The sequence below is a fragment of the Arthrobacter sp. zg-Y919 genome (assembly GCF_030142045.1).
Lineage (GTDB): Bacteria > Actinomycetota > Actinomycetes > Actinomycetales > Micrococcaceae > Arthrobacter_B.
This window is the reverse complement of record NZ_CP126242.1, coordinates 3,025,983-3,041,960: the sequence shown is the minus strand read 5'-3', so window position 1 is coordinate 3,041,960 and position 15,978 is coordinate 3,025,983. Positions and strand designations below refer to the sequence as shown.

Sequence of the window (15,978 nt, the reverse complement as noted above, 5' to 3'; positions counted from 1 at the left end):
TGGGAGGATGGATACGTGGCGCATCTCGACGTATCCAACATTGACTATTTCCTCTCCGACGGCCGGCAGCTGCTCAACGGCGTCAGCTTCAAGGTCGGCGACGGGCATAAAACGGCCCTGATCGGCCCCAACGGCACCGGGAAGACCACCCTGCTGCGGATCATCGCCGAGGATCTCAAACCTGACGAGGGCACCGTTTCCCGGTCCGGCAACATGGGCATCATGCGCCAGTTCGTCGGGCAGGTCCGTGATGACAGCACGGTCCGCGACCTGCTCGTTTCGGCCGCGCCGCCGGCCCTCGCTGCCGCGGCCCGCGAAGTGGACGCAGCCGAACTCGCCATGATGGAGCACGACGACGAGCCCACCCAGATGCGCTACGCCACCGCCATCACCGAATGGGGCGACGTCGGCGGCTACGAACAGGAAACCGTCTGGGATGAGGTGACCATGGCCGCGCTCGGACTGCCCTTCGACCGGGCGCAGTACCGCAGGGCCGCCACGCTTTCCGGCGGCGAGCAGAAACGGCTGGTCCTGGAGGCACTCTTCGCCGGGCCGGACGAGCTCCTGCTCCTGGACGAACCGGACAACTACCTGGACGTCCCCGGCAAACGCTGGCTCGAGGGAAAGCTGGCCGAGTCCAGGAAATCCGTGCTGTTTGTCAGCCACGACCGCGAACTGCTGGACAACGCCGCCACCCGGATCGTGACCCTGGAACCGGGCATCAACGGCGCCTCGGCCTGGATCCACGGCGGAAGCTTCAGCAGCTACGTCAAGGCCCGCGAGGACCGCAACGCCCGGTTCGAGGAACTGCGCCGGCGCTGGGACGAGGAGCATCTCAAGCTCAAGGAACTCGTCAACATGTACAAGAACAAGGCCGCGTTCCGCTCCGACATGGCCAACCGGTACCACGCGGCGCAGACCCGGCTGGCCAAATTCCTCGAGGCCGGACCGCCCGAAGCCCTTCCCATTGAGCAGAACGTCAAGATGCGGCTGCGCGGCGGGCGGACGGCCAAGCGTGCCGTCGTCGCACAGAAGCTGGAACTGACTGGGCTGATGAAGCCGTTCAGCACCGAGATCTGGTTCGGGGACCGGGTGGGGGTGCTTGGCTCCAACGGATCCGGAAAGTCCCATTTCCTGCGCCTGCTGGCCCTGGGCGGCAGCGACCCGGATAAGGAACACGAGCCCGTCTCGGAAGTGGAAATCGCGGCCGTGCCGCATGCCGGTTCGGTGAAACTGGGGGCACGGATCCGGCCGGGGTTCTTCGCGCAGACCATGATGCGCCCCGACCTCGCTGACCGGACCCTGCTGGACATCCTGCACCGCGGCGACGAACACCGGTCCGGGCTGGGCCGCGAAGCCGCCGCCGGAGCGCTGGACCGCTACGGCCTGGCCGCGTCCTCGGAACAGAAATTCGAGTCGCTTTCCGGCGGCCAGCAGGCACGCATGCAGATCCTGCTCCTGGAGCTCTCCGGCGCGACCCTGCTGCTGCTGGACGAGCCTACCGACAACCTGGACCTGCACTCGGCCGAGGCCCTGGAAAAGGCCATCGACGCTTTCGAAGGCACGGTCCTGGCCGTCACCCACGACCGCTGGTTTGCCCGCAGCTTCGACCGTTTCCTGGTGTTCGGTTCCGACGGCAGGGTTTACGAGTCCGAAACCCCGGTGTGGGACGAAAAACGCGTGGAGCGGGTCCGGTAGGGGACAATATTGGGCGTGGAGGAAACCAGCGAATCAGCCCTGAATAAAGCACTCATCGCCGTCTTCGTGATTTTCGGCCTCAACGGCCTGGTCTTCGCCAGCTGGGCGGCCCGGATTCCGGCCGCAGCGCAGGACCTGGGTATTGGTGCCGCCGGTGTCGGCCTGCTCCTGCTGTTCTCGGCCATTGGATCCGTCGTGGCGCTGCCGCTGGCCGGTTCGGTGGCCCAGCGGATCGGCACGGCCGGTGCCGTACGCGCAGGCGGCCTGACGACGTCGGCCGCTTCGCTCGCCATCGCCGCGGGCCTGAATCTCGGGTCGATTCCCCTGACCGGCGCGGGCCTGCTGGTGTTCGGGGTGGGGATTGCCGGCTGGGACGTTGCCATGAACCTGGAGGGTGCCGACGTGGAGCGCCGGGTGGGCCGGACGGTGATGCCCAAATTCCATGGCGCGTTCAGTGGCGGGGCGTTTGTGGGCGCCATGATTGGTGCCGTGCTGTCCGCCGCCGGCGTTTCGCTGTCCCTGCACCTGCTGGGCATCCTGACCCTGGTCTGCGTGGCGGTGCTGATCGTGCCGCGGAACTTCCTCCAGCTGCCGCACCCCGCAGCTGCCGGCACTGGCGCCGATGCGTCGTCAAAGCCGTCCCGGTTCGGTGCCTGGCGGGAGGGGCGCACGGTGATGATCGGCGTCGTCGTCCTGGGCGCCGCCCTCACCGAAGGTGCGGCCAATGACTGGGTGGCCAAGGCGACGGTGGATGGGCTGGGCACCAGCGAATCAACCGGAGCCGTGATGTTCGGGGTGTTCGTTGCCGCCATGACCCTCACCCGCTGGTTTGGTGCCCGCCTGATTGACCGGCTGGGACGCGTTCCGGCGCTGCGGATATGCATGAGCGCCTCCCTCGCCGGACTGCTGCTCTTCGTGTTCGCCCCGAACCTGGTGCTGGCCGCCGGAGGGGCCGTGCTGTGGGGGATCGGCGCGGCGCTGGGCTTTCCGATGGGAATGTCCGCCGCCGGAGAGGACCCCGTGCATGCCGCGGGCCGGGTCTCCGTGGTTTCCACCATTGGCTACATGGCCTTCTTCGTAGGCCCGCCGGTGCTCGGCTTCCTGGGCGAGAGCTGGGGGATCCGCAATGCGCTGCTGGTGGTGGGAGCCGCCATGCTGGTTTCGATTGTCTTTGCGCCGGCCGCCGCCGAACGGAAAGCCGTACCCGAATCGGCTTAATACTGCGGACCAATGGTGTCCGCATGAGAGGGGCGCACCTCCCGTTCCCGGTCCTACCCTCGACGCATGTCCTTTTCACCACAGTCGTCAACTTCCACGCCGTTGATCTCTGCCGAGGGTCTGACCAAGGTCTACTCCTCGAAATCCGGTCCCGTGCATGCCCTGGACGGACTGGACATCGCTGTCCCTGAAGGAACAGTGACCGCTTTGCTGGGCCCGAACGGTGCCGGGAAAACCACCGCCGTCAAGGTCCTCACCACCCTGATCCGGCCCGATTCGGGCACCGCCGTCATCGACGGCATCAACGTGCTCGGCGATCCCAAGGCAGTCCGGCGCGTCATTGGCGTGTCCGGCCAGTACTCCGCGGTGGATGAGAACCTCACCGGGATTGAGAACCTGGACATGGTGGGGCATTTGTACCACCTGCCTGCCCGGCGCGCGAAGGAACGGGCAGTCGAACTGATCGATATGTTCGAGCTCTCCGACGCCGGCAACCGGCCGGTCAAGGGCTACTCCGGCGGTATGCGCCGCCGTCTGGACCTCGCCGGCGCCCTGGTGAACCAACCCCGGGTCCTCTTCCTGGACGAACCCACGACCGGACTGGACCCGCGGTCCCGGATTGCGCTCTGGGGTGTCATCACCGACCTGGTGGCCCGTGGAACCACGCTGCTGCTGACCACCCAGTACCTGGAGGAAGCGGACCAGCTGGCAGACAAGGTGGCAGTGATCGACGAGGGGAAGGTTATTGCCGAGGGAACTTCGGATGACCTGAAGGCACAGATCGGCGGGCACCGGGTAGCGGTGGCCCTGCACCGCCAGGAGGACGCGGACGAAGCGCTGTCCATCCTGGGCAGGCATGGATCCGGGGATCCCCACCTTTCCGGCGACGGCAGGACACTCGAGGTCGCCGTCGTCGACGGTCCCGCAGCGCTCCAGCGCATCCTGTCCGAGCTCGAAGCCGGCAGCATCGAGCTGCACGACGCCGGCATCCGCCGCCCGACCCTGGACGACGTCTTCCTGCAGCTCACCGGCAAGCCGGCCGAAGAGGACGCCGAAACGGAGAAAGAGGAGGCACACCGATGAGCGCGGCAGTATCAGCAACCGGTATCCGGACCAGCTCGCCGAGCCTTCCGGCCCGGTGGGCCGGTGACGGCTGGACGGTCACCAAGCGCAACCTCATCAAAATCAAGCGCTCACCGGACATGATCATTTTCGCCGTGCTGCAGCCGATCATGTTCGTGCTGCTGTTCAGCCAGGTCTACGGCGGATCCATTGCGGTGGCAGGCACCGACTACACCCAGTTCCTGATGGCGGGAATCTTCGCCCAGACGGTGGTTTTCGGATCCACCTTCTCCGGCTCCGCCATGGCACAGGACCTGAAGGAGGGCATCATCGACCGGTTCCGGACGCTGCCGATGAGCCCCTCCGCGGTGCTGATCGGCCGGACCAACGCCGACCTGGCGCTGAACGGGATTTCCATGCTCATCATGATGGGCACCGGACTGCTGGTGGGCTGGCGGGTGGACAGCACCCCCGCACGGTTCCTGGCCGCCCTTGCACTGCTGCTGCTCTTCTCCTATGCGTTCAGCTGGGTCATGGCCCTATTGGGGATGACGGTGCGTTCGCCTGAGACCATCAACAACGCATCCTTCATGATCCTGTTTCCCATCACCTTCATTTCCAATGCGTTTGTGCAGAGCTCCAACCTCCCCGGACCGCTGCAGACCTTTGCGGACTGGAACCCGGTGTCGGCACTCGTGCAGGCCGTACGCGAGCTGTTCGGCAACCTCGGCAGCGCGCCCGTCCCGGACACCTGGCCGATGCAGAACGCCGTTGCCACGGTGCTGATCGGCTCGGCCGTGATGCTCGTGGTCTTTGTTCCGCTGGCGGTGCGCAAGTTCGAGTCGATCAGCTCCCGGTAGAGGGGGCGGTGCCGTCACACCGTTCGAAATGGAGAGTCCGCATGATTGAGGCCCGAAACCTCGCGAAGGTGTTCGGTGGCAAGACCGCCGTCGACGGCATTACCTTTACGGTCCAGCCGGGCAAGGTCACCGGGTTCCTGGGACCCAACGGCGCCGGCAAGTCCACCACCATGCGCATGATCATGGGCCTGGACCATCCCTCCGCCGGCACCGTGGTGGTCAATGGGGCGCCGTACGCCAGCCATAAGGCGCCCCTGCGGGAAGTGGGCGCCCTGCTGGAGGCCAAGGCCGTCCATCCCCGGCGGACCGCCTACAACCACCTGCGTGCGCTCGCCGCCACCCACGGCATCCCCAACGCGCGCATTAACCAGGTCATCGAATTGACCGGCCTGGGTGCGGTGGCGAAAAAGCGTGTGGGGAGTTTCTCCATGGGCATGGGCCAGCGGCTGGGCATCGCTGCGGCCCTGCTGGGGGATCCCAGGACGTTGATCTTTGACGAACCGGTCAACGGCCTGGACCCGGAGGGTGTGCAGTGGGTACGCCACCTGGCACGCGGTCTCGCCGCAGAGGGGCGAACGGTGTTTATCTCCTCGCACCTGATGAGCGAGATGGCCGTTACCGCTGACCATCTGATTGTGATTGGCCGGGGGAGGATCCTGGCGGACGCACCCATGGACCAGGTACTTGCCGGCAGCAGCCGGGAACGCATCCTGGTGCGCACCGACGACGCCGACGCCCTCGCCGCGGCCCTTGGCTCAGACGGTGTGGAGATCCGCCGGCCGGCAGCGGGGCGGCTCGAAGTCCTCGGCGTATCCGCACGTGGCATTGCCGAGACCGCGCTGGCGCAGCGGATCCTGGTTACTGAACTGACCCCGCAGCAGACATCGCTTGAGGACGCGTACATGGAGCTGACGCGCGGTGAGGTCGAATACCGGTCGCAGGGCGTCGGGCAGGACGGTCAGGGAAGCCCCTGATCATCCCTGAGGGGGACCCTGATTCATCCCTTGGACCGGTCCCGCAGCGCCCCGCGCCGCCTATGGTGGAGGTAGACCCCCCAGATTTTGCTTCCCAACCCGTGAGGATCACCCATGATCGAGGCATATGGCCTTTCGAAGCGCTATGGCGATAAAACCGCCGTGGACGACGTTTCCTTTACCGTCCAACCGGGCAAGGTGACCGGGTTCCTCGGCCCCAACGGCGCCGGGAAATCCACCACCATGCGCATGATCGTGGGTTTGGATAATCCGACCTCCGGCCGCGTGCTGGTTAACGGCCAGCCCTATTCGCGGCACAAGGCCCCGCTGCGCGAGGTTGGTGCGTTGCTCGACGCGAAGGCCGTGCACACCAAGCGCAGTGCCTACAACCATCTGCGGGCCATGGCAGCCACCCACGGCATTCCCACCAAGCGGGTCAACGAGGTCATTGAACTGACCGGGCTGGCTCCCGTGGCGAAGAAGCGGGTGGGCGGCTTCTCCCTCGGCATGGGCCAGCGGCTGGGCATTGCCGTGGCGCTGCTGGGCGACCCGCACACCGTGATCCTGGACGAGCCGGTGAACGGCCTCGACCCCGAAGGTGTCCTCTGGGTCCGCCACCTGGCCCGCGGCCTCGCTTCCGAAGGCCGCACCGTGTTCCTTTCCTCGCACCTGATGAGCGAAATGGCCCAGACGGCGGACCACCTGATCGTGATCGGCCGCGGCCGGATCATTGCCGACGCGCCGATCGATGAAATCATCGCCGGCCGGGACAAGGTACGGACACTCGTCCGCACCGACAACCCGCACGAACTCCTGCAGGCGGTGGCCGGGTCGAACCTTTCCGGGGCCGTCACCGGCGTCGAAAAGGAACCCGGGCTGCTGGAATTCACCGGCGTCGACCCCCGGGCCATTGCCGAAGCCGCCCTCGCCCGGCAGATCCTGGTCTACGAGCTGACACCCCAGCAGGTGTCCCTCGAGGACGCCTACATGGAGCTGACCCGCGACGACGTCGAATACAGGTCCCAGGACCTGCCGCAGGAACTGGTTCCTGCGGGAAGCACGAAGGGGAACTAAGACCGTGAGTACCGCAACATCCTCCAAACCCTCCACCTCGCCCGTGCCCCGCACCGGCTCCGGAGTGACCTTTCCGCGGATCCTGAAATCCGAATGGATCAAGGTCACCACGGTGCCCTCCACCGTGATCCTCCTGGCCATCACCGTGGTGGTGATGGTCGGGCTGGCCGCGCTGGCAGCCTGGCAGACCGTCGTCGTACTGGACATGATCAATTCGGCGTCCACGCCGGAGGAAGCCATGGCCTTCGGCGACCCGCAGATGTACCGCGACCTGGTGCCCGAACTGCCCTCCAGCGGCATCTTCTTCGGACAGCTCCTCATCGCCTCCCTCGCCGTGGTGCTGATCGCCTCCGAATGGGGGACCGGAATGATCCGTTCCACCTTCAGCGCCGTTCCGAAGCGGATCCCGGCGCTGCTGGCCAAGAACCTCATCATCGCCGTGATCTCCTTCATCGTCGGCGCCGGGGCAGCCTTTGTCTCCTTCCTGGTGGTGCAGCCGATCCTGGCCGGTGAGGACCTGACCCTGTCCCTGGACGACGACGGAGTGCTCGCCAGCATCCTCAACACCGGCACCTGCCTGGCCCTGATCGCGGTGTTCTCCATGGCGATCGGAACGCTGCTGCGCAACACCGCCGGGGGAGTGGTCACCGCTATCGGGATCATCTTCGTCCTGCCGATGGTTGTCAGCATCGTCGAGGGGATTGCTGACTGGATTCCCGACGCCGCCCGGTTCCTGCCGAGCAACGCCGGGACCCAGCTGGTCCTGGCCGGCCCCGCTGCCGAAGGCGCCCTGACCCAGCTTCAGGGCGGCCTGGTCCTCGCGGCCTGGGCCGCGGTACTGCTGATCATCTCCCTCATCGTCACCAAGCGCCGCGACGTCTAGGGACTAAACACTTCGGTGCGGGTGGTGGCGGAAGAACGGCCGCCGCCGCCCCCACCGGACTGAGCAACACCTCCTCCACAACCCCCGGCAGTTGACCTGCCGGGGGTTTCTTACGCCCGCAAACGGACGCGGTTACGCCGGGAGGGCGGGCTCTGGTTGAATCGGAGCATGTCGAACGCATTGGCCCACGTAAAAGATCTCGGCGCGTTTGTCGGCGCCTCACCCTCCAGCTTCCATGCGGCGCGCGAAGGGGCGCGCCGCCTCACGGAGGCAGGATTCACCGAAGTACTCGAAACCGGTGACTTCCCCCGGTCGCCCGGAAAGTTCTTCGTGGTCCGCGACGGGGCGTTCATCGCCTGGGTCACCCCGGAGGCCGCAGGCCCGGCCACTGGTTTCTCGATCCTCGGCACCCACACCGATTCGCCGTCCTTCAAACTCAAGCCCCGTCCCACCACCGGCCGGCTCGGCTGGCTCCAGGCCGGAGTGGAGGTGTACGGCGGACCGCTGCTGAACTCGTGGCTGGACCGGGAGCTGCAGCTGGCCGGGCGGATGGTCACCCTGGACGGCGAAGAACACCTCGTGGAAACCGGTCCCCTGATGCGGTTCCCGCAGCTGGCCATCCACCTCGACCGGGCCGTGAATGAGGGCCTGAAGCTGGACAAGCAGCAGCATATGAACCCGGTCTGGGGACTGGGCGATCCCTCCACTTCGGACCTGATGGAACTGCTGGCCGCGAAGGCGGGCCTGGCACCGGAGGAAATCGGCGGGTACGACATCGTTGCCGCCGACACCCAGGCACCCCAGGTCTTCGGCGCCGAGGGTGAGTTCTTTGCCTCCGGCCGGCTGGATAATCTCTCCTCCGTCCACGCCGGCGTCGTCGCGCTCATCGCGGCCGACGTTGCGCCGGCGGCACCGGTTGCCGTCCTCGCCGCGTTCGACCACGAAGAGGTGGGCAGCGGCAGCCGGTCCGGAGCGGCCGGACCGTTCCTTGAGGATGTCCTGCTGCGGATCGGCGACGGCCTCGGTGCGACGACGGCGGACCGTGCCCGGGCACTGGCCGCCTCCTTCTGTATTTCCGCCGACGTCGGCCATGCCGTCCACCCCAACTACGCGGAACGCCACGACCCCGCCAACCACCCGGTGCTCAACGGCGGCCCGCTGCTGAAGATCAATGCCAACCAGCGGTACACCACCGATGCGCCCGGCATGGCCCGGTGGGCGCGTCTCTGCGCCGCTGCCGGGGTGCCGTACCAGGAGTTCGTCTCCCACAATTCGGTTCCCTGCGGCTCCACCATCGGCCCCCTGACGGCCACCCGGCTGGGCATCCGGACAGTGGATGTCGGGATACCCGTGCTGTCCATGCACTCGGCCCGGGAAATGGCGGGTGTGCAGGATCCCCAGCGCCTGGCCGCCGTGGCCGAGCTGTTCTTCGCGGGCGGAGGGGCCTGACCGGGGGCCGGTTCCTGCGGATCCCGGCGTGTCAATCCCGGTCCGGGAAATCGGATAGGATAAGAAAGTCTGTGCTGTCGGCTTAGGTCGGCAGATTCCTCCCGCTGCGGATCAGCCGCACGCCGAGGAGGAGACAACGCAAAAGAACCTCCTGTTACGGAAATGCCGTGACCGTATAGCCCAAAGGAGGTGGGTTCACAAATGCGTGCTTATGAACTGATGGTAATCATCGACCCCGAGGTCGAAGAGCGTACCGTCGAGCCTTCGCTCGACAAGTTCCTCAATGTTGTCCGCAACGATGGTGGAACCATCGACAAGGTAGACATCTGGGGCCGTCGTCGACTGGCCTACGAAATCCAGAAAAAGACTGAAGGCATCTACGCGGTGGTTAACTTCACCGGTACGCCTGCAGCAGCAGCCGAGCTTGATCGCCAGCTGAGCCTGAACGAGACCATCATGCGCACCAAGATCATCCGCCCGGAAGAGCAGAAGATCTCCAAGAAGGATGCCAAGAAGGCCGCTAAGGCTGAAGCTGCAAAGGTTTCCGCAGAGTAATTTCTGCAAACCAAACCGATATCAGGAGGCAACATGGCAGGCGAGACAACTATTACCGTCGTCGGCAACCTAACGAATGATCCGGAACTCCGGTTCACTCCGTCCGGTTCGGCAGTGGCTAACTTCACCATTGCCTCGACTCCGCGGACCTTCGACCGCACGTCAAATGACTGGAAAGACGGCGAAACGCTGTTCCTCCGGGCATCTGTCTGGCGCGAAGCCGCTGAAAACGTGGCCGAATCCCTGACCAAGGGGACGCGTGTTGTTTGCCAGGGCCGCCTGAAGTCGCGTTCGTACGAAACCAAAGAGGGCGAAAAGCGCACCGTAATGGAGCTGGAGGTCGACGAAATCGGCCCCTCGCTGCGTTATGCCTCTGCCAAGGTCACCCGCACCCAGCGCTCCGGCGGTGGCGGCGGCGGCTTCGGCGGCAACAACGGCGGCAGCGGTGGCGGCGGCGGCTTCGGCGGCAACTCCAACCCCGGTTGGGGTGGCGGCCAGCAGCAGACGCAGTCCGCACCGGCTGACGATCCCTGGGGCGCCCCTGCGGGCGGCAACTCCGGTGGATGGGGCAGCGGTCCGGATTCGAACGATCCGCCCTTCTAAACCTCTTCATCCGAAGAGCGGCGACCCCCTTTGAGGGAGAAGCGGCCCTTCACCCGGCGCCCTCGGGTGCCATCCTCAGACGGCAACCGCCGTCGAGCCCATCCCGTGGAAAATGTATCCACGGGCTCCACTAGACATAAGGAGCTCCACGATGGCTAAGGCTGAACTTCGCAAGCCCAAACCAAAGTCCAATCCCTTGAAGGCCGCTGACATCACTGTCATCGACTACAAGGACGTAGCATTGCTGCGCAAGTTCATTTCCGACCGCGGAAAGATCCGCGCTCGTCGCGTAACTGGCGTGTCCGTGCAGGAACAGCGCAAGATCGCGCAGGCAATCAAGAATGCCCGCGAAGTTGCTCTCCTGCCTTACTCCGGCGCTGGCCGCGGCTAAAGGAAAGGAACCTAATTCATGGCAAAGCTCATTCTGACCCACGAAGTAACCGGTCTCGGCGCTGCCGGCGACGTCATCGAGGTTAAGGACGGTTACGCACGTAACTACCTTCTGCCCCGCGGCTTCGCTCTGACCTGGACCAAGGGTGGCGAGAAGCAGGTTGAGTCCATCAAGGCTGCCCGCGCTGCCCGCGAGCACGCTTCCCTGGAAGATGCTCAGAAGCAGGCTGCTGCTCTCTCCGCCAAGCCGGTCAAGCTGACCGTCAAGGCCGGCGAGTCCGGACGCCTCTTCGGTACCGTCAAGCCCGGCGACGTTGCTGCCGCTGTCGAAGCTGCCGGTCTCGGCACCATCGACAAGCGCAAGGTTGAACTGCCGACTCACATCAAGTCGGTTGGTTCCTTCCAGGCCAACGTCCGCCTGCACAACGATGTTGCAGCAGTCATCGACCTCGACGTCGTTGCCGGCTAGCGTCTAACGCAGACGAACGCAGAACACCCTCCAGCCTTCGGGCCGGGGGGTGTTTTTGCGTTCCGGGGCAGTTGACGGGGCGTGCAGGGCTGCTGTCGCGGCAGGCTGGGGAAGGAAATCCGCGACCAGTCCTGCACTGTTGTGGATATCTGAACCGATGCGTGTGGATTTCGGCACACCTAGGCCTCTTTTTCACTGCTGTCAACCTCAGGTCCGCCGCCCGGCGCGGCGGAAAAATAGTCTGTTTGCACAGGTGTGGACAAGCGTTTGCCCTAGTCAGAGCCATGTTTCTCGAAAAAATGAATATTTATCCACATGCTTATACCCAACCTGTGCACAAGACACGCCGCGTTATGCACAGACTATCCACAGGACCTGTGGATAACTCGTTTGTCGGCAGGGCGCCGGGGGCATACGGTTGCGGTGAATCCCTTCTTCAGACGCATGTCCGCCGGGCCGATCCGCCAGCACCGCCGCCGTCCTTCCGGCCGGAAGTCAGTGCGGGCTGATAGAGATAAGCCATCCCTCCGGCAGGGCAGGGATCGAACGTCTTCGCCTCCATGGAAAGGGTCACAGTGTCGCTCACGCATACGGACTCCCCGGCATCAACATCAAGTCCGGACTTCGCGAGGACACCGCCCCAGGACCTTGTGGCCGAACAGTCGGTACTCGGCGGCATGATGCTTTCCAAAGACGCCATCGCGGACTGCGTCGAGGTCCTGCGCGGCCTGGACTTCTACCGTCCGGCACATGAGGCCATCTACGAGGCCATCATCGATCTCTATGGCCGCGGCGAGCCCGCCGACGCCGTCACCGTCTCCGATGAACTGACCAAGCGCGGCGAAATCGGCCGCATCGGCGGCCCCGCTTACCTGCACACCCTGATCCAGTCCGTTCCGACTGCCGCCAACGCCGGTTTTTACGCCGAGATCGTGCGCGAGCGGGCCGTGCTGCGCCGCCTCGTGGGTGCAGGCACCAAGATTGTCCAGTTGGGTTATTCCAACGAGGGCATGGAAGTGGACGACATCGTCAACGCCGCCCAGGCGGAGATCTACGCCGTCGCAGAGCGCCGCACCGCGGAGGACTACGTTCCGCTGAAGGACATCATCGAGGGAACGGTGGACGAGATCGAGTCTGCCGGGCACCGGGGTGAGGGTATGACGGGCGTGCCCACCGGCTTCTACGAGCTGGACGAGCTGACCCAGGGCCTGCATCCAGGCCAGATGATTGTCATCGCCGCGCGTCCCGCCGTCGGTAAGTCCACCTTCGCGTTGGACTTTGCCCGTTCCGCAGCCATCAAGAACAACATGACCACCGTTTTCTTCTCCTTGGAAATGGGCCGCAACGAAATCGCCATGCGCCTGCTTTCCGCGGAGGCGACCATCGGCCTCCAGGACCTGCGCAAGGGCACCATCAAGGATGAGCAGTGGGGCAAGATCGCCACCACGATGGGCCGGATGAATGACGCGCCGCTGTTCATCGACGACAGCCCGAACATGTCCCTGATGGAAATCCGCGCCAAGTGCCGGCGCCTGAAGCAGCGCCACGACCTCAAGCTGGTGGTCCTTGACTACCTGCAGCTGATGTCGTCCGGCAAAAAGGTGGAGTCCCGCCAGCAGGAAGTATCCGAGTTCTCCCGTGCCCTGAAGCTGCTCGCCAAGGAACTCGAAGTGCCGGTTATCGCCCTGTCACAGCTGAACCGTGGTTCCGAACAGCGCACCGACAAGAAGCCGATGGTCTCCGACCTTCGTGAATCCGGATCCATCGAGCAGGATGCGGACATGGTGATCCTGCTGCACCGTGAGGACATCTACGACAAGGAATCACCGCGTGCCGGTGAGGCCGACGTCATTGTGGCCAAGCACCGTAACGGTCCGACCAAAACCATAGTGGTCGGGTTCCAGGGCCACTACTCACGCTTCTCGAACATGGCAGTTGAGGGCGGCAGCGGCTTCTAGCCCGCCCCCGCACCCCCACCGCCTCCACCCGTTTCCCCCACAGCCGCAGGAGATCCCGCCGTGCCCAAGTCAAAGCCCCGTAAGAAGGCCGTCTCCAAGAAGAAGCAGGCCCGCCGCGCCGAGCATGAGGTCAATGCGCTGCTGCGCGGCGAAACCGCCTATTTCAGCGACGACGCAGAGGCACTGCTCACGGCCCGCGGCTGGATCAGCGAGCGGGACCAGCCGGGCGGACCGGACCAGGGCGACGCCTGGTACTGGATGCCCTCCCAGCTTCCCGCCTACCTGGAGGAAGGCGAACCGGTACCCACGTCCATTTACCCGTCCTCCGAGGACACCTTCGTCAGCCAGCTGGCGACGCCGGACGGCTCCGTGCCGCCGGTCGCACAGACGGAATACGCCTCCCTGGCGGAGCTCGAAGCGGACCTGGACCGGCTGCAGGCCTACCGGGTGCCGGAGGGTGACTGGACGGTCCTGGGCGGGGGACCCTCAGCCGAGGAGACTCCCGGTGATCTCATCGATTCCATCACCGAGGAATGGGAGCTCATCGCCGAGCTCATCCACTTCCCGTACAGCGGTGACGACGGTCCGCGTTCCTTCGCGGCAGTCGAGCAGGCAGTCCAGGACGGCCGGCTCACCGAGTACGCCTACCGGTCCGTGCTGGCCGGGCGCAAAGACGCCCTGCAGTAGCAGCATCGTGGCAGTTCAGTAGCGCAGGAGCAGCGCCGTAGCCCCGGGGCAGCGCGGCGTGCCTAGCCCCGGTTGTTCGCCCCGGGTCCGCCGGCTGGCTGGCCGTGGGCGTCGTGGCTGGAGGCAAGCTGCCAGGGCACGCTGGCGACCATGATGGACGGCTCAAAGTGCAGCCGGGCCTTGATGCGCAGGGCGGTCTGGTTATGCACCAGCTGTTCCCACCAGCGGCCCACCACGTACTCGGGGATGTAGACCACGAACAGTTCCCGCGGCGCATTGCGGCGGGCATCGCGGAGGTAGGACAGCACGGGGGAAATGGTCTCGCGGTAGGGCGAGGAAAGCACCGTGAGGGGCACCGGAATCTGCAGCCGCTCCCAATCATCCAGGGTGCGCTGGGTGTCTTCCGGATCCAGGTCCACGATGATGGCGTTCAGGCTTGAGGGGCGGGACGCGCGTGCATAGGCAATAGCCCGCAGTGCGGGCTTGTGGACCTGCGAAATCAGGATCACGGCATTGACGCGGGACGGCAGCGCGAGCCCGTGCTCGCCGTCGTCGAGCGCCAGTTCACGGGCGACCGTGTCGTAGTGGGCCCGGATGCTGTACATAATCACGTACAGCACGGCCATGGCCAGCAGGGCGATCCACGCGCCGTGGGTGAACTTGGTGACAATCACGATGAGCAGCACCAACGCGGTCATACCGAAACCGATGGCATTAATGGCCCTTGAGCGCTGCATCCGGTGCCGTGCATCCTTGTCCCGCTCGGTGCGCAGCTTGCCGGTCCAGTGCCGGAGCATACCCAGCTGGCTGGCGGTGAAGGAGACGAACACTCCCACAATGTAGAGCTGGATCAGCTGGGTGACGTCCGCATCGAAGGCCACGATGAGCACCAGCGCGCCCAGGCCGAGGGCGATGATGCCGTTGCTGAAGGCCAGCCGGTCCCCGCGCGTGCGCATCTGCCGGGGCAGGAACCCGTCCTTGGCCAGGATCGAGGCAAGCACCGGGAAACCGTTGAAAGCGGTGTTGGAGGCGAACACCAGGATGAGCCCCGTGGAAGCGACCACCAGGTAGAACGCGATGCTGCCGCCGCCGAAGATGGTTTCAGCCAGCTGGCTGATGACCGGATGCTGCACGTACTGCTCACCGACCGGGGAACCGTTGGCCGTGAGCTGCGTGGCCGGGTCCTGTGCCACATGGACCTTGGTGAGGTTGGCCATGGCGATGATTCCGCTGATCATGGCAGCGGAAATCACGCCCAGGAGCAGCAGGGTGGTGGCGGCATTGGCGCTCTTGGGTTTGCGGAAAGTCGGTACGCCGTTGCTGATCGCCTCGACGCCGGTGAGTGCGGCTGCGCCTGAGGAGAAGGCGCGCAGCAGCAGCAGGGCGCCGGCCAGGCCGACGAGCCCTTCGTCGTAAGCGGATTCCCGCACCAGTTCGAAGGAGGCAGAAGGGGCCCGCTGGAGGTCTCCGCTGAGGAACTGGACGAAGCCGGTGAGGCACATGCCCAGTACGGAAGCCATGAAGATGTAGGTGGGTACGGCAAACAAGGCACCGGCTTCCCGGATGCCGCGCAGGTTCACCAGGACCAGGACGGCCACCCCGATGACGGCGATGGTGGCCTGGGTGCCGTGCAGTGCCGGGATGGCCGTCACCAGGTAGGACGCCGCCGAGGACATCGACACCGCCACAGTGAGCACATAATCCACCAGCAGTGCGGAGGCAACGGTCAGGCCGGCGGGCTTGCCCAGGTTGGTGCTGGCAATTTCGTAGTCGCCGCCGCCGGAGGGATAGGCACGTACATTCTGCCGGTAGGATGCCACCACCGTGAGCAGCACAACAATGACGGCCAGACCCACCCAGGGGGAGAGGGTCACCGCAGCGACGCCGGCCAGTGCCAGGGTAAGCAGGATTTCGTCGGGTGCGTAGGCAGCCGACGACAGGGCGTCCGAGGCAAAAACAGGGAGCGCAATCCGCTTGGGGAGAAGGGTGTGCGAGAGCCGTTCGTTGCCGTAAGGACGCCCGACCAGAATGCGCCTGAGCGCATTGAAGAATGTGAGCACGAGGACCAACGTTAGACCTGTGCCGCATCCACTGTCCA

General features: G+C 65.2%; 15 protein-coding genes. 14 read left to right on the top strand and 1 reads right to left on the bottom strand.

Annotated features, from left to right (window positions below):
* The first annotated feature begins 15 nt into the window (after positions 1-15).
* From QNO10_RS14380 to QNO10_RS14315, 14 genes are all read left to right on the top strand, one after another.
* Positions 16-1,698, top strand: coding sequence for an ABC-F family ATP-binding cassette domain-containing protein (locus tag QNO10_RS14380; RefSeq protein WP_229945942.1), 1,683 nt, complete (start codon positions 16-18; stop codon positions 1,696-1,698).
* 9 nt (positions 1,699-1,707) lie between these two features.
* Entirely contained in the window at positions 1,708-2,916 is a 1,209-nt protein-coding gene (locus QNO10_RS14375) for an MFS transporter (RefSeq protein ID WP_442860214.1), read from the top strand.
* Between the two features lie 66 nt (positions 2,917-2,982).
* The gene (locus tag QNO10_RS14370; protein ID WP_229945946.1) at positions 2,983-3,999 is read left to right on the top strand and encodes an ATP-binding cassette domain-containing protein; all 1,017 of its coding nucleotides are present in this window, start codon (positions 2,983-2,985) and stop codon (positions 3,997-3,999) included.
* Positions 3,996-4,838, top strand: a complete 843-nt coding sequence (locus QNO10_RS14365; protein ID WP_229945948.1) for an ABC transporter permease — start codon at positions 3,996-3,998, stop codon at positions 4,836-4,838. The genes QNO10_RS14370 and QNO10_RS14365 overlap by 4 nt, the downstream gene beginning before the upstream one ends.
* Before the next feature lie 41 nt (positions 4,839-4,879).
* Positions 4,880-5,812, top strand: a complete 933-nt coding sequence (locus QNO10_RS14360) for an ABC transporter ATP-binding protein (RefSeq protein WP_229945949.1) — start codon at positions 4,880-4,882, stop codon at positions 5,810-5,812.
* 114 nt (positions 5,813-5,926) lie between these two features.
* Positions 5,927-6,886 carry an ABC transporter ATP-binding protein gene (locus QNO10_RS14355; protein ID WP_229945950.1) on the top strand — a complete coding sequence of 320 codons (960 nt, stop codon included), beginning with the start codon at positions 5,927-5,929 and terminating at the stop codon, positions 6,884-6,886.
* A gap of 4 nt (positions 6,887-6,890) precedes the next feature.
* Positions 6,891-7,769 (top strand): ABC transporter permease, encoded by an 879-nt coding sequence (locus tag QNO10_RS14350; RefSeq protein WP_229945951.1) that lies wholly within the window; start codon positions 6,891-6,893, stop codon positions 7,767-7,769.
* Positions 7,770-7,937: 168 nt separating this feature from the next.
* Positions 7,938-9,218: a M18 family aminopeptidase gene (locus QNO10_RS14345; RefSeq protein ID WP_229945953.1), complete on the top strand. Its 1,281-nt coding sequence runs from the start codon at positions 7,938-7,940 to the stop codon at positions 9,216-9,218.
* A 201-nt stretch (positions 9,219-9,419) separates the two neighbouring features.
* Positions 9,420-9,773 carry a 30S ribosomal protein S6 gene (rpsF, locus tag QNO10_RS14340; protein ID WP_229945955.1) on the top strand — a complete coding sequence of 118 codons (354 nt, stop codon included), beginning with the start codon at positions 9,420-9,422 and terminating at the stop codon, positions 9,771-9,773.
* Between the two features lie 33 nt (positions 9,774-9,806).
* Entirely contained in the window at positions 9,807-10,376 is a 570-nt protein-coding gene (locus tag QNO10_RS14335) for a single-stranded DNA-binding protein (RefSeq protein ID WP_229945960.1), read from the top strand.
* A gap of 151 nt (positions 10,377-10,527) precedes the next feature.
* The gene (rpsR, locus tag QNO10_RS14330) at positions 10,528-10,767 is read left to right on the top strand and encodes a 30S ribosomal protein S18 (protein WP_007269381.1); all 240 of its coding nucleotides are present in this window, start codon (positions 10,528-10,530) and stop codon (positions 10,765-10,767) included.
* Between the two features lie 18 nt (positions 10,768-10,785).
* Positions 10,786-11,235: a 50S ribosomal protein L9 gene (gene rplI / locus QNO10_RS14325; RefSeq protein ID WP_229945962.1), complete on the top strand. Its 450-nt coding sequence runs from the start codon at positions 10,786-10,788 to the stop codon at positions 11,233-11,235.
* A 575-nt stretch (positions 11,236-11,810) separates the two neighbouring features.
* Positions 11,811-13,193: a replicative DNA helicase gene (dnaB, locus tag QNO10_RS14320; RefSeq protein WP_229945963.1), complete on the top strand. Its 1,383-nt coding sequence runs from the start codon at positions 11,811-11,813 to the stop codon at positions 13,191-13,193.
* 60 nt (positions 13,194-13,253) lie between these two features.
* A complete protein-coding gene (locus QNO10_RS14315; RefSeq protein WP_229945965.1) occupies positions 13,254-13,880 on the top strand; it encodes a cell division protein CrgA in 627 nt (208 codons plus the stop codon).
* A 62-nt stretch (positions 13,881-13,942) separates the two neighbouring features.
* On the opposite strand, the gene QNO10_RS14310 is transcribed toward QNO10_RS14315, so the two are convergent.
* The gene (locus QNO10_RS14310) at positions 13,943-15,940 is read right to left on the bottom strand and encodes an APC family permease (protein WP_229945967.1); all 1,998 of its coding nucleotides are present in this window, start codon (positions 15,938-15,940) and stop codon (positions 13,943-13,945) included.
* Between the last annotated feature and the right edge of the window lie 38 nt (positions 15,941-15,978).